Raw genomic sequence first — 17,313 nt, 5'->3', positions numbered from 1 at the left:
CGATGATGGAAATAGATAGACAAGAAGCTATTAATCAAACAAAAGCAGCCATTTCAAATGACAAGGCCAGTGAACTAGGATTTCAAGATGACTACCAGGCTGTATTTTCAACAGGAAAAGGGTTAAACGAAGACATTATTCGTCAAATTTCAGCTAAAAAGAATGAACCTCAATGGATGTTAGACTACCGGTTACAAGCCTATCAAACATACCTCAGAATGCCTATGCATACATGGGGGCCCGATCTAAGTGAAATTCATTTTGAAGATATTTACTACTATAATAAACCAACAAATGATAAATATCGTGATTGGGATGATGTACCAGCTGAATTAAAGGAAACCTTTGAGCGTTTGGGTGTACCTGAAGCCGAACGGAAGTGGCTAGCAGGGTCTTCTGCCCAGTACGAGTCTGAAGTGGTTTACCACCGGATGAAAGAAGAATTCGCTAAGACAGGTATTATTTTTACCGACACAGATACTGCGGTCCAAGAATATCCAGAGCTTATTCAAGAATACTTTGGATCACTGGTTAAACCAACCAATAATAAATTAGCGGCCTTAAATTCAGCAGTTTGGTCTGGTGGTACATTCATTTATGTCCCTAAAGGTGTTCACGTTACGACACCTATTCAGTCTTATTTTCGAATTAATACTGAAAATGAAGGTCAGTTTGAACGGACACTTATTATTGTTGATGAAGGGGCGCATGTTGATTACGTTGAGGGCTGTTCAGCACCAATGTATTCAGGGGATGCACTACATGCTGCTGTGGTAGAAGTGATTGTTAAAAAAGACGGATATTGCCGTTACACTACGATTCAAAACTGGTCTAATAATGTGTATTCATTAGAAACAAAACGTGCAGCAGCGCATGAAAACGCAACGATGGAATGGGTTGATGGCAATTTTGGTTCAAAAACGACGATGAAGTATCCATCAGTCTATTTGGAAGGCGAGGGCGCAAAGGGTACAATGCTTTCGATTGCTGTTGCTGGCGAAGGCGTTAACTTAGATTCTGGTGCGCAAATGATTCATAATGCTAAAAATACGTCGTCATCTATCATTTCAAAGTCAATTGCACACGATGGTGGTTCTACAGATTATCGTGGCACAGTGAAATTTGGTCGCGAATCTGATGGGTCATTTGCTCACGTCGAGTGTGACACGATTTTAGTTGATGATAAATCTTCAGCTGATACGATTCCATACAATACAATTTTGAATGGTAATGTGTCAATGGAGCATGAGGCAAAAGTATCGCGTGTTTCTGAAGAGCAATTGTATTATCTAATGACACGTGGTATTTCTGCCGAAAAAGCCACAGAGATGATTATTATGGGCTTTATCGAACCTTTCACAAAAGAACTGCCAATGGAATATGCTGTTGAGTTAAATCGATTAATGAAATTTGAAATGGTGGGATCGGTAGGATAAGGTATGAATAAAAAAGTTGAGGCAAGTATCATGGATGCTTTAACGACAGTCATTGACCCAGAACTGCGAGTTGATATTGTTAACTTAGGATTAATCAATGCTGTTGATATCAATTCTATCGGTGATGTAACCATTAATATGACGCTTACAACGATGGGGTGTCCGTTAATTAGTGTGTTGGAAGAAATGATTGACGAAGCATTAAAAATTTTACCTGAAGTAAAGACAACCAAAGTTGAACTCACATGGGAACCAGCTTGGGAAATTGATCGAATGTCGCGATACGCAAAAATGGCGTTAGGATTATAAAACGACTAAATTATATAAAATTGGAATAAAACACACCTTGTAATTGACGATGAATTATAAAGTAGTTATGATTGGATTATTAAATTAAAAGGAAGTGTTTCACATGAGAAATCAGGCTACTGTACAAACGAATATTACAAATGCAGCCCTTCTCCTCAACTTGCTTAGACTACCCTAGCAAGTTGAGCTTTTGAGCTGGTTGTTAGGTACTTATCTAATGGCTAGTGAATAAAAGGATGTGAGTGCATGATCCCGGACTAGTCAAATTGACTGGTCCGGGATTTTAATTTAAGGAGAAAATTATGGCAAGCAAAGTAACTTTTTATGACACAACAATGCGTGATGGTGAACAAACAATTGGGGTTAACTTTTCAATTGAAGAAAAGATTGAAATAGCAAAAGGATTGGATGATTATGGCGTTGCAGCAATTGAAGCGGGATTTCCTACGGCTTCTCAGAAAGACTTTGAAGAAGTGAAAAGAATTGCAGAAGTTGTGGATAACGCAAAAGTTGTCGGTTTGGCACGAATGGTCAGAAATGATATTAATGCGGTTATTGAGGCAACCAAGGATGCAAAACATCCAATGATTCATGTGTTCATTGCAATTTCACCAATTCATCGTGAGTTTAAATTACACATGACCAAAGCAGAAATTTTGGACAAAATCAAAGCAGACGTTACTTTTACTAAGCAACATATGCAAGATATTGTATTCTCACCTGAAGATGCGACACGAACTGAACCTGATTTTTTGGTAGCCAGCGTGCAAACAGCTATTGACGCTGGAGCAACAATGATTAACATACCAGACACAGTTGGTTATGATACGCCAGAAGAATACGGTGAAGTTTTTGAAAACTTGCGTCAAAATATTGTTGGTTTTGACACAGTTGGTTGGTCAACACATACACATAATGATTTGGGTATGGCAACGGCTAATGCTTTGGCAGGCATTGAGCATGGTGCGACGGAAATTCAAGGTACAATCAACGGGATTGGTGAACGTGCCGGAAACGTTGATATGATTGAAGCAGCAGCAGCTATTCATGTGCGTCATGAAAAGTTTAATGCAGAAACAGATATTGTCTTAGCTCAGTCAAAAGCCATTTCTGACATTGTCGCACGCGCAACCCGCATGCCAGTTGCGGGTAATAAACCCATTATGGGACGCAATGCCTTTGCTCATGAATCTGGGATTCATCAGGATGGTTACTTAAAAAATCCAGAAACTTATGAAATTTTGAAGCCAGAAATGGTTGGTGCGACGGCATCCCTACCTCTGGGAAAATTGTCAGGATCGCATGCGGTAATGTCAAAACTAAATAGCCTAGGTTATGAGGTGACTCGTGGTGATATGAAATCAATTTTCCCAATCTTTAAATCAGTTGCCGAAGAGTCTGATTTGATTACAGATGATCAATTAAAGGTTATTATGCAAGTCGTTGAAGAAAAAGAAATGGTGAGTTATCAATAATATGACATCAGTTAAAAAAATAGTAGTTTTAAAAGGCGATTATATCGGTCCCGAAATCATGACAGCAGGTTTAGCAGTATTGGACGCTGCGACAAAGGATACAACATTTGCTTATGAACTTATAGATGCACCATTTGGTGGTGATGGTATTGATCGAGCTGGTGACCCTCTACCACAGTCAACTATTGATGTTTCAAAACAAGCTGATGCGGTGCTACTTAGTGCAATTGGTGGGCCAAAATGGGATAATGCGCCACGACGTCCAGAACAAGGGCTATTAGAAATTAGATCAAAACTTAACTTATTTGCTAATATCCGGCCAACAAAAGTGACGGCAGCACAAATTGACCGTTCACCACTGAAGCCAGAGTATGTTGAAAATACGGATTTTGTAATCGTTCGTGAGCTGACCTCTGGTGCTTATTTTGGAAAGCCACGGAAGCTCGAAGCACATCAAGCGATTGATACGATGTATTACAGTGAAGAAGAAGTAACTCGTATTATGCACCAAGGCTTTAAAATGGCGCAAAAACGGAACAAGCATGTCACCATTGTTGATAAGTCAAATGTATTGGCTACATCAAAGTTTTGGCGAAAGATTGCTAATGAAGTTGGCAAAAGTTATCCGGATGTGACAATCGACTATTACTATGTTGATGCAATGACAATGGCTATCATGGCCAAGCCCACAACATTTGATGTTGTGATTATACCTAATTTGTTTGGGGACATTTTAAGTGATGAAGCAGCACAAATTACAGGCTCAATTGGACAAATACCTTCTATGTCAGTTGGTGAAAGCGGCCCTAATTTGTATGAGCCAATTCATGGCTCAGCACCTGACATTGCTGGGCAAGGCATAGCCAATCCCATTTCTATGGTAAATACGGTAGCTATGATGTTAACGGAAAGCTTTGATGAAAAAAGGATTGCCGATAAAATTACTGCAGCAGTAGACTACATTATTGAAAACCACTATGTGACACCAGACATGGGTGGCACGATGACGACCGATGAAGTCACACAAAAAATGGTTGATTACATAAAAAATTATGAATCGGCGGATATAAAATGAGCAAAACACTATTTGATAAAATTTGGGAAAAACACGTCATTACTGGGGAAATTGGTGAGGCTCAATTGATTTATGTGGATTTGCATTTGGTACATGAGGTGACATCACCTCAACCTTTTGATGGGTTGAGAAGTACGAACCGTCGCGTTAGACGACCAGATTTAACTTTTGCAACCATGGATCATAATGTGCCAACGAAAGATATATTTAATGTGCAAGATCAAATGTCTCGATTGCAGATGGATACATTGGTCAAAAACACGAAGGAATTTGACATCCCATTAGCATCAATTGGTGATGACAAGCAAGGAATTGTGCATGTTGTGGGGCCTGAACGGGGTCTGACACAGCCTGCCAAAGTAATCGTCTGTGGTGATTCCCACACAGCAACACATGGTGCGTTTGGAGCAATCGCCTTTGGCATTGGCACTTCCGAAGTTGAGCATGTGCTAGCGACCCAAACGATTTGGCAAGTTAAACCAAAAACCATGGGGATTAAGGTTACTGGAAAACTGCCTAAAAATACATACGCCAAAGATATTATCATGGGCATCATTGCTAAATATGGGGTGTCGTTTGGAGTCGGTTATGCGATCGAATTTTACGGAGAAACTGTTGAGAACCTTTCAATGGAGGCTCGTATGACGATGTGTAATATGTCAATTGAAGCTGGTTCAAGAACTGGTATGGTGCAACCAGATCAAACGACATTTGACTACATTGAAGGTCGTGAACAAGCACCAAAAGATTTTGAATCCGCTAAAAACTATTGGTCACAATTCTACACAGATGATGAAAGTGATTTTGATGAGACGTTGACCTTTGATGTATCAAATTTGAAACCGATGGTGACATGGGGAACAAATCCAGGCATGGCCACACCTGTTGATCAGTCTTTGCCAGCAATCAAAGATGATAATGATGCCAATGCCTATGAATATATTGGCTTGCATCCCAATATGAAGCCAGTTGACATTAATTTAGATTACATTTTTATCGGATCATGCACGAATAGTCGTTATGAAGATCTTGAAATTGCTGCGAATATGATGAAGGGGCATCACTTGGCGCCTAATGTCACTGCCTGGGTGGTGCCTGGCAGTCGTGCGATAAGAAATCGTGCGATTAAATCGGGTATTGCTCAAATATTTGAAGAAGCTGGTTGTGAATGGCGTGAACCAGGATGTTCGGCATGCTTGGCGATGAATCCCGATAAAATTCCAGCAGGGAAACATGTTGCTTCAACATCAAATAGAAATTTCATTGGACGCCAAGGTGCAGGATCGAGAACGCATTTGGCTTCTCCAGCTATGGTTGCTGCAGCAGGGATTGCTGGTCACTTCGTTGATATTACGACAGATGAATTTGTATAGGGGAATAATATGGAAGCTTTTGTAAGAGAAACAGGTAGAGCGGTTGTTATTCCAAATGACAACATTAATACTGATATTATCTTGCCTAAACAATTTTTGAAAAACATTTTAAAGACCGGCTTTGGTAAAGATTTATTCTTTGATTGGCGCTACAATGCCGACGGTTCGTTGAATGAGGCGTTTGAATTGAACAAACCAGCACATCAAGGGGCTTCAATTTTAATTACAGGAAATGATTTTGGATCGGGATCATCACGAGAACACGCAGTATGGGCGTTAACGGATTATGGATTCAGGGCAGTGATTGGCGGCGGATTTTCAGACATTTTTTACATGAATTCAACTAAGAATGGTTTGTTACCGATTGTGTTGCCCGAAGAAAATCGGAAAATATTACGGGGTATTCAAGCAGATGAAAATATTCAAATTGATTTACCCGAACAAACTGTGACTTATAAAAACTATACTTTCCACTTTGATATCAACTCACAATGGAAAGAAAAGTTTATCAATGGTGAAGATGATATTGATAACACGATGAAATATGAAAAATTGATCGCTGCATTCGAAAAGCAACGACCAAATTTTGGTTAGGAGGCAGTACATGGAACAGGCAATGAATTTGCAACAACGGATGGACACGACCAAAGAAACAGCGACATTTTACCGTGTCTTTGCGATGATTGCAGCTGGTATGATTTTAGATGGGGCGGACGTTTATCTTGCTAGTGCAGTAAATAGTGCAATAGTTAGCACACATTTTGCCACACTTGCACAAGGTTCTGTGTTTCTTTCCTCTGGATTTTTAGGTCTTTTCTTTGGGTCCATTTTTGCTGGATTTATCGGTGATTTTCTGGGCAGAAGAAAAGCGTATTCGACTAATTTGTTGATATTTGGTGTACTAACCCTATGTGCGGCATTTGCAACTAATATTTGGATGTTAGTCGGACTACGTTTTTTCGCCGCAATTGGGTTAGGCGCAGAAATTGTGACAGGTTACGCTTTAATTAATGAATTTGCCCCAATTAAAAATCGTGGTCGGTGGAGTGGCGTAACTTCTGTGATTGCTAATTTGGCTGCACCATTGACCTTACTTTTGGCAGCAAGCGTTATTCCTCGTTATACATGGCGTGCAATGTTTGTTATTGTTGGTGTGTTAGCATTGATTTTATGGGTGGTTCGCCGTCATTTTCCCGAATCACCGCGATGGTTAATTGCACGTGGTGAATATGATAAAGCTGAAAAGATCATTGAGAAATTAGAAGTGAATGGTTCGTACAGCACAAATGATTCTAGTGTAAAACGACAACCAGTGAAGACTAGGATTGGCATTGGGCTGTTGGTTGCAACGGTTGCTGTCAGTGCAGTTAATTTAACGCAGTATACATTTACATCGTGGATGCCAACATTATTGATCAAACAAGGAATCGAAGTGGTTCATTCACTAACATTCTCCGCAGTTATGATGGCTGGGGCTCCAATAGGCGCACTGATAGGCGCATTATTGGTTGACGTGATAGGTCGTAAAAAGGTCATTGTTTCTGCCTTTGTAATGACTGCGGTGTTTGGGATGATTTATTCGCAGCAACATACAACGGTTGGAATTTTAACTGTAGGATTTTTGGTCGTAACTATGATGTATATTTTGATGGCTTCGGTTGTTGGGGTTTATATGTCAGAGTTGTTCCCTACTTACTTTAGATTCCGTGGAACGGGTTATGCTAATGGCGTTGCTAAAATATTGACGGTTTTAACACCATATTTTGCAGCGTGGGCAATTACACAATTTAGTGCGAACTTGATTTTCTATTTTATCGCAGCAGTGGCGCTAATTGCAGCTATTGTGGTCGCAGTTTATGGGCCAGAAACAAAACAAAAAGCAATATATTAAAAGGATGGTATTTTATCATGACAGAAGCAACAACAGCAAATATTCATTGGAATGGTGGCGTTCAAGGTGAAGCCATTAACATCTTGAAAGAAGATGGGGGATGATCGTTAGTCCAACAAAAGTGGGTTACATTATCATGACTTCAGATGATCAAGGGTTGGAACGAAAATTTGCTGCTAAGAATCGTAAGCGTAATAAGCCAGGTGTCGTACTATGTGGTTCAGTAGAACAAGTTAAAGAATTAGCACAAATGACACCTGAAATCGAACAAATGTATCAACAACATTGGGATGAGGATATTTTGTTGGGCTGCATCTTGCCATGGAAAGAAGAAGCTAAGAGCAAGATACCAAATGACGGGACCAAAGATTTGATGATGGATAAACGTGAAACCAGTTGCTTTGTTATCAAGTTTGGCACACCAAGTGAAAATATCGCCAAAGAAATGTGGGAAAAGTATGGCAAGTTCTCATTTGCAAGTTCAGCTAATCCTTCTGGTAAGGGGAACCGTGGTTTGGTAGCTGGCATTGGTGACCAAATTGAAAATGCTGCTGACTTAATTATTGAGGCCGATGATTACGTGGCATCAATTCAACCCGACAAGACGCTAGATACGCGATACGAACAAGGGGTAATGGTTTCTATGGTTGATGAGGCAGGTAAGCTCATTCCAGAACAAAATGGTGCTGTTGGTATCCAACCAGCGCCAATCGTTATTCGTAAAGGATTAGATGTCGACAAAATCATGAAAATTATGAGTGATATTTTCTCGTCATGGGACTATCGTCACGGATTTTATTACTAAAAAATTGCATAAAACAGTTAAAAGCCAAACGAGCGTTACGCTATCTATTTTATTGATTGCGAGCTATTAAAAGATGATTAGGCAACGAAAAGTATCTCAACGATGACATTTGTTGAGGTATTTTTTGTTGACAGAACAATTAAAAATCCATATAATATTTTTGAACATATATTATATGTCGTATAGTATTGGAGAAAATAAGTATGGCAATTCAAATGAGTTCAGAATTATTAGACGGTTGCGTTTTAGCGATATTAGATAAAGAAGATTATTACGGTTATGCATTAACGCAAAGAGTGCAGGGCACGATTTCTGTTTCGGAATCGACGTTATACCCTGTACTACGGAGATTAAAAAATAATCAATTTGTTACAACGTATGATCAACCTTATCAAGGCAGAAATCGACGTTATTACCAGATTACAACACAAGGTCGTGACAGATTGGCTAGCATACGCCAAGATTGGGTAATGTTCCAAGCAAACGTTGACACATTATTGAAGGAGAGATAAGCAGATGGAGAATTATTTAGCTGAGTTAGAGCAACTACTACATCAGTTGCACCATTCAGATAAAGAGGAAGCGATGAATTTCTATCGAGAGTACGTGATGGATGCTGATTTAGTCACATATGAGCAATGCATTAGTGAGTTAGGCACGCCAAAACAACTCTCACGAAAAATTTTAGCTGACTATTCAATTAAGGCAGATGAAAAATCAACAGATGATACCACTAGTAAAAATCCACGGTCAAATATTAAGCTGATTTGGTGGATTGGATTAGCATTACTGGCGTCACCGTTAGCATTACCTGTATTCATTGTCTTGGTCACGCTTGCTGCTGTTGGTTTTGCAGTTTTAGCGTCTTTTATTGCGGTTGTCATTGCGTTGACTTTGTCAGGTGTGGTATCAGCGATTATCGGAGTGAGTGTTTTGCTGCAGTCAATCTGGACGGGGCTGTATTATATTGGTTGTGGTTTGCTCATATTGGGCATAATGTTGACAGTAATGCCAGCTGGTATTGGTCTCTTGAGGTGGCTAATTGATAAAACAGCACAATTAAGCAAGGCAATTTATCGTCGCTTTACTGATAAAAAGTACATGCATCGGGAGGACAAATAACATGAAACGAAGTGTTAAAATTGGATTGAGTTTGATAGTTATTGGTGCTGTGCTAGCTTTAATTGGATTTGGTTTTGGTGGCGGGTCAAGTTCCATTTCATGGAATAATGGCCTTAAAGTTATTGACCGCAAAACACAAAAAGAAAAAATGGTACAACAATCATATACTTATAACGAGGTGAAAAATATTGACGTGTCAACATCTTTACCTGTACGTATTATCACAGGGGATGTTAAGAAAACCACCGTTAAAGTAATGACGTATCAGAAACTACCCGAGTTGAGCTATCAGCAAAATCATTTGAAAATTACTGATAAACAGGCTGGTAGTGTATCTCCAGGTCATATTAAAATCGAATTGTTTTCTTGGAAATATGAGAATCAGGGAGATCAAGATGGAATTGTAATTACAGTTCCGCAATCACAAGGTTTGTCTGATATTCAAATTGACGGACAGAATAGCAGTGATGTTAGCCTGTCTGATGTCAAAGCGGATAAAATAGCAATTCAACATGTTGCAGATACAAGATTAAAAAACATAATAGTTCAACATGACTTAACGCTTGATGATATTGAAGATACTGATTTAAATGACGTGACTACATCGACAGCTACAATTAAAAGTGATAATGGTGATTTAACTATACAAAATACACGAATTACCGATGGAATGAACATTCAACTTGAAAATGGTGACTTGAGCATGCATCATAATCATATTAATACGGGTAAAATAAACACATCATATGGGGATGTTGCTTTAATGAATAACCAACTATCTGGTCAGCTTACCATTACAGCACAAGATGGCGATATATCGGCAATGATTGGGAAAAGTAGTGTGACTGCTAAAACGCTTGACGGGGATATTTCTGCTTTCAATAGTCATGATGATGATCAGACAAGTTACACACATAAAGGAACAACTGGAGCATACGTAATATCAACAGATAGCGGCGATGTGACGATTAAGCAGTAGTTAATATATTTGCTCAGTAGCTGTTTAGTATCATTAGTTATATTATTAAAATAAGATAATAAAACGTTTGACTTAATTAGAGTAAGATAATATAATTAGTTTCATATTAAAAAATATAAATTATATGAAAAAGAGGAAAAATTATGAACAAAACAATTAAAAAAATGAACCATTCTCTCCTCTACCTACTTCTCAGTTGATGTTTAGTAGGTTCTTTGAGTGACTATCTACTAAACCAATGTGACATTGATTAGTAGATAGTTGGGACAAGTGAGTAATAACACCCCAACTGTTAAAGGTTGGGGTGTTTTTTTGTCCTTTTCAACTTAAAGAGGCAGTAGCGCGAATTCGAATGAGCATCGTGCTAAAAAATAATTGAAGGTAGTATGAAAGGACATGTTTAGTTCATTAGGGACACAATTTGTTCAGCATATTTACGCGATAACAGGTGCTGTGATAATCTTATTTCTACAGCAAAAAGGGAGAAAAATTTATGATGTTAAACATAAAAAAACAAGCAACAGTTCAGTCCGATGCGATACGTTATGGGGCAATAATTATTCTTTTTTTGATATCAGGAATGCTGTTGTTAATGACAAGTGCTACACAATATCCTGAAATGATAGCGATGGCCTATCTTTCTTTCACAATGGGATTGCGACATGCTTTTGATGTAGATCATATTGCAGCAATTGACAACATGACACGCAAGATGCTTAATGATGGTAAAAATACACGCGGCGTTGGTTTTAGTTTTTCATTTGGACATTCAATGGTTGTGGTGTTGATGGCATTGGTAACCGTTCTGTTTGTAGAATGGGCAAAACATTCTATGCCTATTTTTGAGCAAATAGGAGGCGCCTTAGGAACACTTATTGCAGCTACCATGTTGATGATGTTGGCCATCGTGAATAGTGTTATCTTGCATGATATCTGGGTGAAGTTTGTCGCTATGCGTAATCATCATACCAGAGCAGGTACAGATGACCAAATCAATTCATCTAAGATTTATCGTTTATTTTTGAAACTATTAGGAATGATTAAGCATAACTGGCAAGTAGCAATTGTTGGATTTCTTTTCGGATTAGGTTTTGATACTGCTACTCAGATTGCGGTATTAGCAACATCTGCCACAGCTGCAAATGCGGGAGTTCCCTGGTATGCAACATTAGCTTTTCCGTTATTATTTACTGCTGGTATGTGTTTGATGGATACCATTGATGGTTTTTTTATGAGTACGACGTATCGTTGGGTATTTTCATCACCTTATCGTAAAGTGTATTACAATTTAACAATTACAGGGATTTCTATAATGGCAGCCGGATTTATTGGATTTATTGATTTTGTTCAGTCATTTAGCGTGATGTTTAATTGGAACAACGCATTGACACGATGGGCGGCTTCACTAGATTTTAACCAGATGGGCGTCATACTGGTCGCATTGTTTGTTATCGCATGGGTCGTTGCGATTACTATTTGGCACGTGTTTAAATTAGCTGATAAGGAACAAATAATTTGAACCATCATCATAAAAAATACGCTAAGGCAGATCAAAAAAGTGTTACTTTAAGTTGATACGCTTAGTGCGTTTTTTATTTTAAATAGCGTAGACCTATCTTTCTTTGAATTATGATAAAATGAGAACAATCGCTACTATGTACATGGAGATCATTCTAATGATAAAAATTGTTAACGTAACCGAAGAAGATAAAGCTTATTGGCAAGACATTTATATGCAATCATTTCCAGAATATGAACGCCTTGATTTTATGCAGCTAGCTCAGCTGGCTAAGACAAAAGAACCCGTTAAGATGGCTTTAGTTGTTGATGAACAACCAGTTGGTATTTTGTTATTGGTTGAAATATCAGCACAAAAAGTATTTGTGCTCTATTTTGCAGTTGATGCGAATATTCGTGGAAGAGGGATTGGGAGTAAAACAATTGCTGCATTAAAAGAGCAGTACCCAAATGGGGTAATATTAGAATCAGAAATTACAGGCCAACAGGCAGATAATGAAATGCAACGTGTGAAACGATATGATTTTTATAAGCGCAATGGGGTTAACGATGCGCATCTCGTGACTAAAAATATGGGCGGGACTTTCCATCTATTGCGTACGACAGATGAAATCTCTGACGATGACTATCTCAACGCAGTCTCAGAATTAGGAATTGAAGCTCAGGTTGAGTAATTTTAGCCATAAAACCAATATTTTTGACACAGCAACATTTTTGTTTTCAAAGAAATTCTGCGGTATGATATAAAAATGGAAAACTGGCTTACAAAACGTGCACGGCTTACGCCGAATCGGATCGCCGTACAGTATAAAAATAAACAATTAACATTTCAAGAAGTGGCTGACCAAGCACACAATATGGCCCAAAAAATTGCGACAGTTACCCAAGATAATTCTCGCGTGGCATTGATAATGAATAATACGCTCACGGGATACTTGGTGATTATGGCTTTGCAGCAACTTGGCAAGACCATCGTTTTTATAAACTGGCGTTTATCAGTAGCAGAAATTAATTATCAGCTTGCAGATGCGGGTGTGACAACTGTTTTAACAGATGATGATTACATGAGCGAGCTAAGTATTGATAAGCAAATTAAGTTCAGTGATTTGTCCACACAGCAAAAGATAACACCAATTGAAACTTTTCCTGAAGACTTTGTGACAAGTATCATGTATACTTCGGGTACAACGAGTAAAGCCAAGGGTGTTATGCAAACATATCAAAACCATTTCTATTCTGCGATGGGGAGTGCTTTGAATTTAGGATTAACATCTGATGATAGTTGGTTAGCTGTTGTACCTATCTTCCACATTAGTGGATTTTCGATCATTATGCGTGGATTAATTTATGGTATGCGCGTGGTCTTACAATCTAAATTTGATGCCCATCAGATTAATGAACTGTTGATTGAACAATCGATTACTGCTATATCAGTCGTTCCAGTGATGTTAAAACAGTTAGTTGCTGACCTACCAAAAGGTGCTCATTATAATAATCATTTTCGGTCAATGCTTCTTGGCGGTGGACCAACAGACCTTGCAACATTGAAACAGGCACAGCTTCACCAAATTCCTGTCATTCAATCGTATGGCATGACAGAGACTGCCTCGCAAATTGTGGCGCTTGATGCAAAAGATGCGGTTCAAAAAGTGGGTTCTGTGGGGAAACCATTATTTCCAGTTCGTTTAAAAATTGCTGATCATGCTGGAAAAGTGTCCCAGCAAGGGAATATTTGGATTCAATCACCAACGCTAACGACAGGATATCTCAATCAACCAAATAAACTAGCTGAACATATGATAGATGGTTGGTTTAATACTGAAGATTATGGTTATTTGGATGCTGAAGGATATTTGTTTGTCCAAGGGCGTGAAGGTGATATGATAAATTCAGGTGGTGAGAATATTTTTCCCAATGAAGTTGAAGATATTTACGCAGAATACCCAGGATTAAATAAAATAGTCGTCGTCGGGGTGTCGGATCAAAAGTGGGGTTCAGTGCCAATAGCTATCGTTTTGGGTGAAAAATTGAAAAAAGATGCTTTAATTCAATTCGGTCGAGAGCGTATTGCGCATTATAAAATACCAAAACGATTTTATCTGGCTCAAAGCTGGCACACTACTGCTAGTGGAAAAACACAACGTAAACCTTTCCTAGCTGAACTTGAAAGATTAAAGGAATTGATATGACATTATCTCCAAAAAATACAGATGTGAAATCTTTATTCAATACAATTGCACCAGAATATGACAAGATGAATAACATTATCAGTCTAGGGGCACATAAAAAATGGCGCCAAAAAGTTATGGATAAAATGGTCTTTCCAAGAAAAGCGCAAATCATTGATTTAGCTACCGGCACTGCTGATTGGGCAATTGCATTGGCAGAAAACAGTGACTCTGATTCTGAGATCATTGGCTTAGACTTCAGTGAATCCATGCTTGTGGTCGGGCAAACAAAGGTTGATATAAGTGACTATTCGGAAAAAATCACACTTGAGCAAGGAGATGTGATGGATTTAGAATTTCCTGATAACAGCTTTGATATTGTGACCATTGGTTTTGGATTACGTAATTTACCTGATCCAAAACAAGGAATCAAAGAAATGTATCGTATTTTAAAGCCAGGCGGACAGCTTGTCATTTTAGAAACATCGCAACCCGATAGCCCCCTTGTTAAACCATTTTGGCAGTTATATTTTGGTCATGTCATGCCATTATTTGGGCGTGTTTTTGCTAAAGGAAAATATCAGGAATACAAATATCTTGATGAAACAACAGAACATTTTATGGACTATATGACGCTTGGGCAATTGCTGCTAAAGTCGGGCTTTAAAAAAGTTAGAATTTCTCGTTTTAATTTGGGTGCCGCGGCGGCACACTATGCGACAAAATAGGGTTAGATATAAAGTATTTCATTGGTAGGCAAATTAATGCTAAAAAGATCAGCTATCTTTATGATTTGGATAACTGATCTTTTTAATTTTTTTCAGAGAGGTTTTTATTGCGTAACTTTTTCGATTGCTTTCAGTTCTTTTAGCTTCCAACTAACATAGTTTTCACCGTTTGGAATGGTTTCAGTTACATTAACAACGGGGATGTCATTTTTCTTTGCTAAATCGATTAAGTTAGAGACAGTTGAACTTGATGTCTGAGTATTATTCACGAAGAAGGCAATTTTATGGTTTGTAATTGCTGATTTAAGTGCAGCTAATGTTGCGGGTGAAGGATCATTACCTTCCTCAATTGCTTCAGAGAAATCTGTATCCATTATTTTGTATCCTAAGGCATCTAGCATATACTCAAAAACAGGTTCAGTTTGGGCAACGGTTTGGCCATCAGCCTTTTTGGATATTTTTGTGATTAAATCATTCACAGGTTTCAGGCTAGCGACGTACTTTTTGGCGTTCTTTTTGTAATAATCGCGGTTTTTAGGGTCTTTCTTACCAAGCTCAGTTGCTAGGTAATTTGCTGTTTTACTCATCGTTTCAGGATCATTCCACAAGTGCGGGTTGACGCCTGTTTTTTTATTTAAAACATCTTCGCCGACGCGAATAAGTTTTGTATTTTTAGAAGTTTTGGCAAGCTTATTTAGCCATGCGTCATATCCTAGACCATTAGCAAGAACGATATCAGCACCACTAACCTTTTTAGCAACCGTGGTTGTTGGCTCATAATCTTCGGGAGAAACATTCGCGTCCTTGATAATAGCAGTTGCTGTACCGTGTTCGCCAACTACTGTTTTGGCGATTTCGGCGTAGAAGTCTGTTGAAGCAACAATAGTTATTTTTTGATTGGATGACGACGAGGAGTTACCTCTGAATAAGGCAACACCAATGACGATGACGACAATGGCAGAGAGTGCTATAATTATTTTTTTCATGAGTTATTTCCTATTTTATTGAGTTTTGTTAAAAACTGGGTGATGGTTTGTTGTTGTTCCTGTGTGAAATCAGCCATGATGGTATGAATATCATCGTGCATCGTGGCGTGGGCCTGCTCGTGGAGTTGTGCCAATTTTTCGCCATCTTCAGTCAGTAAATAGTGAGTGCTCCGTTTATCAGAATCATCTACCACCGCTATGACATAATGATAGCGCATCAGGTTTTTAATAGCTTTGGTGATAGCAGGCTTTGATAGATTCATTGCAGCAGCTAATTCTGTGTTAGTCTGCGATTGCAGAATTTTAAGCAACATCAGTAAGTGGGCTTGTGTTGAATTGATCTTTTGTCCAGCAGTTGCCGCTACGAGTTCAGAATTAGTAGCGTATTCTTGAACAAAAGAGTTAAGCTCTTGAATAATCTTATCTGTTTTTTCCATAAACACCTCTTTAGTTTACTGGTTAATTAACCAGTTAATTATATAATGTAAGCGAAGCTATTGTCAATAGGTTATTTTTGAGTACAATTATAGTCATGAAGAAAAGCGGACTACTGGCAGCATTTTGTATTGTGACATTGAGTACAGCATTTCCTGTGAATGGGCAACAACAAATCCAAGCAAGTGAAAAAAAGAAATCAATTAAAAAAATCACAACAACGGCGAAAGCAGCGGTGGTGATGAATGCGGATACAGATAAAATTTTGTCCGAAAAAAACGCTCATAAATCTTTAGCGATTGCGTTAATTAGTAAATTAATGACGGGCTATTTGGTACTAAAAAAGTTACCTTTAGGCACGCAAGTGCAGCCGTCGTCAAACACGATGAAAATCGGAGAAGAATCTAATCTGGCAAGTGTGAATTTGGATAGTAATCAATCCTATTCAGCAGATGAATTATTGCGTGCTGCCTTACAGTTATCAGCTAATGACGCGGCTATTGCCTTAGGTGATCAGGTTAGTGGTTCACAAACAAAGTTTGTTAAATTAATGACTAAGACTAGTCAGTCTTGGGGGCTTGCATCAGCGCAATGGTATAATGCAGCAGGAGTCCGTAATGATGAAGCAATGGATGATGGCGTCAAGGCGCCTGATAATGCAGAAAATAAGATGTCTGCTGTTGATGTTGCGCTTATGACTGATAATATTTTAGAAAAAACACCACGAATAAAGAGAATTGTTCATCAATCACAAAATCAATTTGATGGCATTACACAAGATAGTAATTATGTTTTAATGAAAAATTATTTTAAAAATACGAAATATACGGTCACCGGTGCTAAACTTGGTATCTCTGTTAAATCAGGCGTTTCTTATGTGGGATTATTTACATATAAAGGGAAGCATTATATCACGGTTGTATTGCATGCTGATCAATACACCAATTTGTCAGCCGTTTTCCGTGAAACCAAACGCATCTTAAATCAGACAATATAAAAAGACCGTCAAACAA

At 38.4% G+C, this 17,313-nt stretch carries 16 protein-coding genes and 2 pseudogenes; 16 read left to right on the top strand and 2 right to left on the bottom strand.

Annotated features, from left to right (window positions below):
* Positions 1 to 5: 5 nt before the first annotated feature.
* The 15 genes and pseudogenes from sufB (at position 6) to ubiE (ending at position 14,879) form a co-directional block, all read left to right on the top strand.
* Positions 6 to 1,436 (top strand): Fe-S cluster assembly protein SufB, encoded by a 1,431-nt coding sequence (sufB, locus tag HFP47_RS08595; protein WP_014325254.1) that lies wholly within the window; start codon positions 6 to 8, stop codon positions 1,434 to 1,436.
* Positions 1,437 to 1,439: 3 nt separating this feature from the next.
* A complete protein-coding gene (locus HFP47_RS08590; protein ID WP_011680547.1) occupies positions 1,440 to 1,745 on the top strand; it encodes a metal-sulfur cluster assembly factor in 306 nt (101 codons plus the stop codon).
* Positions 1,746 to 2,047: 302 nt separating this feature from the next.
* Positions 2,048 to 3,220 carry a 2-isopropylmalate synthase gene (locus HFP47_RS08585; RefSeq protein ID WP_179876326.1) on the top strand — a complete coding sequence of 391 codons (1,173 nt, stop codon included), beginning with the start codon at positions 2,048 to 2,050 and terminating at the stop codon, positions 3,218 to 3,220.
* A 1-nt stretch (position 3,221) separates the two neighbouring features.
* Positions 3,222 to 4,295 (top strand): 3-isopropylmalate dehydrogenase, encoded by a 1,074-nt coding sequence (gene leuB / locus HFP47_RS08580; protein WP_115231385.1) that lies wholly within the window; start codon positions 3,222 to 3,224, stop codon positions 4,293 to 4,295.
* Positions 4,292 to 5,668 carry a 3-isopropylmalate dehydratase large subunit gene (gene leuC, locus HFP47_RS08575; RefSeq protein ID WP_011680544.1) on the top strand — a complete coding sequence of 459 codons (1,377 nt, stop codon included), beginning with the start codon at positions 4,292 to 4,294 and terminating at the stop codon, positions 5,666 to 5,668. The genes leuB and leuC overlap by 4 nt, the downstream gene beginning before the upstream one ends.
* Before the next feature lie 9 nt (positions 5,669 to 5,677).
* On the top strand, positions 5,678 to 6,262 hold the full coding sequence (leuD, locus tag HFP47_RS08570; RefSeq protein WP_010290567.1) for a 3-isopropylmalate dehydratase small subunit: 585 nt from the start codon (positions 5,678 to 5,680) through the stop codon (positions 6,260 to 6,262).
* Positions 6,263 to 6,272: 10 nt separating this feature from the next.
* Positions 6,273 to 7,559: an MFS transporter gene (locus HFP47_RS08565; protein WP_011680543.1), complete on the top strand. Its 1,287-nt coding sequence runs from the start codon at positions 6,273 to 6,275 to the stop codon at positions 7,557 to 7,559.
* 17 nt (positions 7,560 to 7,576) lie between these two features.
* Positions 7,577 to 8,364, top strand: a pseudogene (locus tag HFP47_RS08560) (L-threonylcarbamoyladenylate synthase).
* 203 nt (positions 8,365 to 8,567) lie between these two features.
* On the top strand, positions 8,568 to 8,876 hold the full coding sequence (locus tag HFP47_RS08555) for a PadR family transcriptional regulator (RefSeq protein WP_011680541.1): 309 nt from the start codon (positions 8,568 to 8,570) through the stop codon (positions 8,874 to 8,876).
* A 4-nt stretch (positions 8,877 to 8,880) separates the two neighbouring features.
* A pseudogene (locus HFP47_RS10970) lies at positions 8,881 to 8,982 on the top strand (hypothetical protein); the annotation flags it as partial.
* Positions 8,983 to 9,487: 505 nt separating this feature from the next.
* The gene (locus HFP47_RS08545) at positions 9,488 to 10,465 is read left to right on the top strand and encodes a DUF4097 family beta strand repeat-containing protein (protein ID WP_179876325.1); all 978 of its coding nucleotides are present in this window, start codon (positions 9,488 to 9,490) and stop codon (positions 10,463 to 10,465) included.
* A 493-nt stretch (positions 10,466 to 10,958) separates the two neighbouring features.
* Positions 10,959 to 11,984, top strand: coding sequence for a HoxN/HupN/NixA family nickel/cobalt transporter (locus tag HFP47_RS08540; protein WP_140682776.1), 1,026 nt, complete (start codon positions 10,959 to 10,961; stop codon positions 11,982 to 11,984).
* A gap of 157 nt (positions 11,985 to 12,141) precedes the next feature.
* Positions 12,142 to 12,657: a GNAT family N-acetyltransferase gene (locus tag HFP47_RS08535; RefSeq protein ID WP_010295526.1), complete on the top strand. Its 516-nt coding sequence runs from the start codon at positions 12,142 to 12,144 to the stop codon at positions 12,655 to 12,657.
* Between the two features lie 75 nt (positions 12,658 to 12,732).
* The gene (locus HFP47_RS08530) at positions 12,733 to 14,172 is read left to right on the top strand and encodes an o-succinylbenzoate--CoA ligase (protein WP_179876324.1); all 1,440 of its coding nucleotides are present in this window, start codon (positions 12,733 to 12,735) and stop codon (positions 14,170 to 14,172) included.
* Entirely contained in the window at positions 14,169 to 14,879 is a 711-nt protein-coding gene (ubiE, locus tag HFP47_RS08525; RefSeq protein ID WP_011680536.1) for a bifunctional demethylmenaquinone methyltransferase/2-methoxy-6-polyprenyl-1,4-benzoquinol methylase UbiE, read from the top strand. The genes HFP47_RS08530 and ubiE overlap by 4 nt, the downstream gene beginning before the upstream one ends.
* Before the next feature lie 104 nt (positions 14,880 to 14,983).
* Here the strand turns inward: ubiE and HFP47_RS08520 are convergent, their stop codons facing one another.
* Together HFP47_RS08520 and HFP47_RS08515 are read right to left on the bottom strand one after the other, a co-directional pair.
* Positions 14,984 to 15,865, bottom strand: a complete 882-nt coding sequence (locus HFP47_RS08520) for a metal ABC transporter solute-binding protein (protein ID WP_010285772.1) — start codon at positions 15,863 to 15,865, stop codon at positions 14,984 to 14,986.
* Positions 15,862 to 16,302, bottom strand: a complete 441-nt coding sequence (locus HFP47_RS08515; protein ID WP_059442087.1) for a MarR family transcriptional regulator — start codon at positions 16,300 to 16,302, stop codon at positions 15,862 to 15,864. The genes HFP47_RS08520 and HFP47_RS08515 overlap by 4 nt, the downstream gene beginning before the upstream one ends.
* 95 nt (positions 16,303 to 16,397) lie before the next feature.
* On the opposite strand from HFP47_RS08515, the gene HFP47_RS08510 reads away from it, so the two are divergent.
* Complete coding sequence (locus HFP47_RS08510) at positions 16,398 to 17,297, top strand: D-alanyl-D-alanine carboxypeptidase family protein (protein WP_179876323.1); 900 nt, start codon at positions 16,398 to 16,400, stop codon at positions 17,295 to 17,297.
* Positions 17,298 to 17,313 lie beyond the last annotated feature (16 nt).

Source organism: Leuconostoc sp. DB-1 (assembly GCF_013414845.1).
In the GTDB taxonomy this organism is placed as follows: domain Bacteria; phylum Bacillota; class Bacilli; order Lactobacillales; family Lactobacillaceae; genus Leuconostoc; species Leuconostoc mesenteroides.
This window is presented reverse-complemented; position numbering and strand designations above follow the sequence as displayed.

Bases quoted from the DNA above. Each gene is read 5' to 3' on its own strand.
- ubiE (WP_011680536.1), top strand. From the start codon at position 14,169: ATGACATTATCTCCAAAAAATACAGATGTGAAATCTTTATTCAATACA.
- HFP47_RS08535 (WP_010295526.1), top strand. From the start codon at position 12,142: ATGATAAAAATTGTTAACGTAACCGAAGAAGATAAAGCTTATTGGCAA.
- HFP47_RS08540 (WP_140682776.1), top strand. From the start codon at position 10,959: ATGATGTTAAACATAAAAAAACAAGCAACAGTTCAGTCCGATGCGATA.
- HFP47_RS08530 (WP_179876324.1), top strand. From the start codon at position 12,733: ATGGAAAACTGGCTTACAAAACGTGCACGGCTTACGCCGAATCGGATC.
- HFP47_RS08585 (WP_179876326.1), top strand. From the start codon at position 2,048: ATGGCAAGCAAAGTAACTTTTTATGACACAACAATGCGTGATGGTGAA.
- HFP47_RS08590 (WP_011680547.1), top strand. From the start codon at position 1,440: ATGAATAAAAAAGTTGAGGCAAGTATCATGGATGCTTTAACGACAGTC.
- HFP47_RS08565 (WP_011680543.1), top strand. From the start codon at position 6,273: ATGGAACAGGCAATGAATTTGCAACAACGGATGGACACGACCAAAGAA.
- HFP47_RS08545 (WP_179876325.1), top strand. From the start codon at position 9,488: ATGAAACGAAGTGTTAAAATTGGATTGAGTTTGATAGTTATTGGTGCT.
- HFP47_RS08520 (WP_010285772.1), bottom strand. From the start codon at position 15,865: ATGAAAAAAATAATTATAGCACTCTCTGCCATTGTCGTCATCGTCATT.
- leuD (WP_010290567.1), top strand. From the start codon at position 5,678: ATGGAAGCTTTTGTAAGAGAAACAGGTAGAGCGGTTGTTATTCCAAAT.
- HFP47_RS08510 (WP_179876323.1), top strand. From the start codon at position 16,398: ATGAAGAAAAGCGGACTACTGGCAGCATTTTGTATTGTGACATTGAGT.
- HFP47_RS08515 (WP_059442087.1), bottom strand. From the start codon at position 16,302: ATGGAAAAAACAGATAAGATTATTCAAGAGCTTAACTCTTTTGTTCAA.
- leuC (WP_011680544.1), top strand. From the start codon at position 4,292: ATGAGCAAAACACTATTTGATAAAATTTGGGAAAAACACGTCATTACT.
- sufB (WP_014325254.1), top strand. From the start codon at position 6: ATGGAAATAGATAGACAAGAAGCTATTAATCAAACAAAAGCAGCCATT.
- leuB (WP_115231385.1), top strand. From the start codon at position 3,222: ATGACATCAGTTAAAAAAATAGTAGTTTTAAAAGGCGATTATATCGGT.
- HFP47_RS08555 (WP_011680541.1), top strand. From the start codon at position 8,568: ATGGCAATTCAAATGAGTTCAGAATTATTAGACGGTTGCGTTTTAGCG.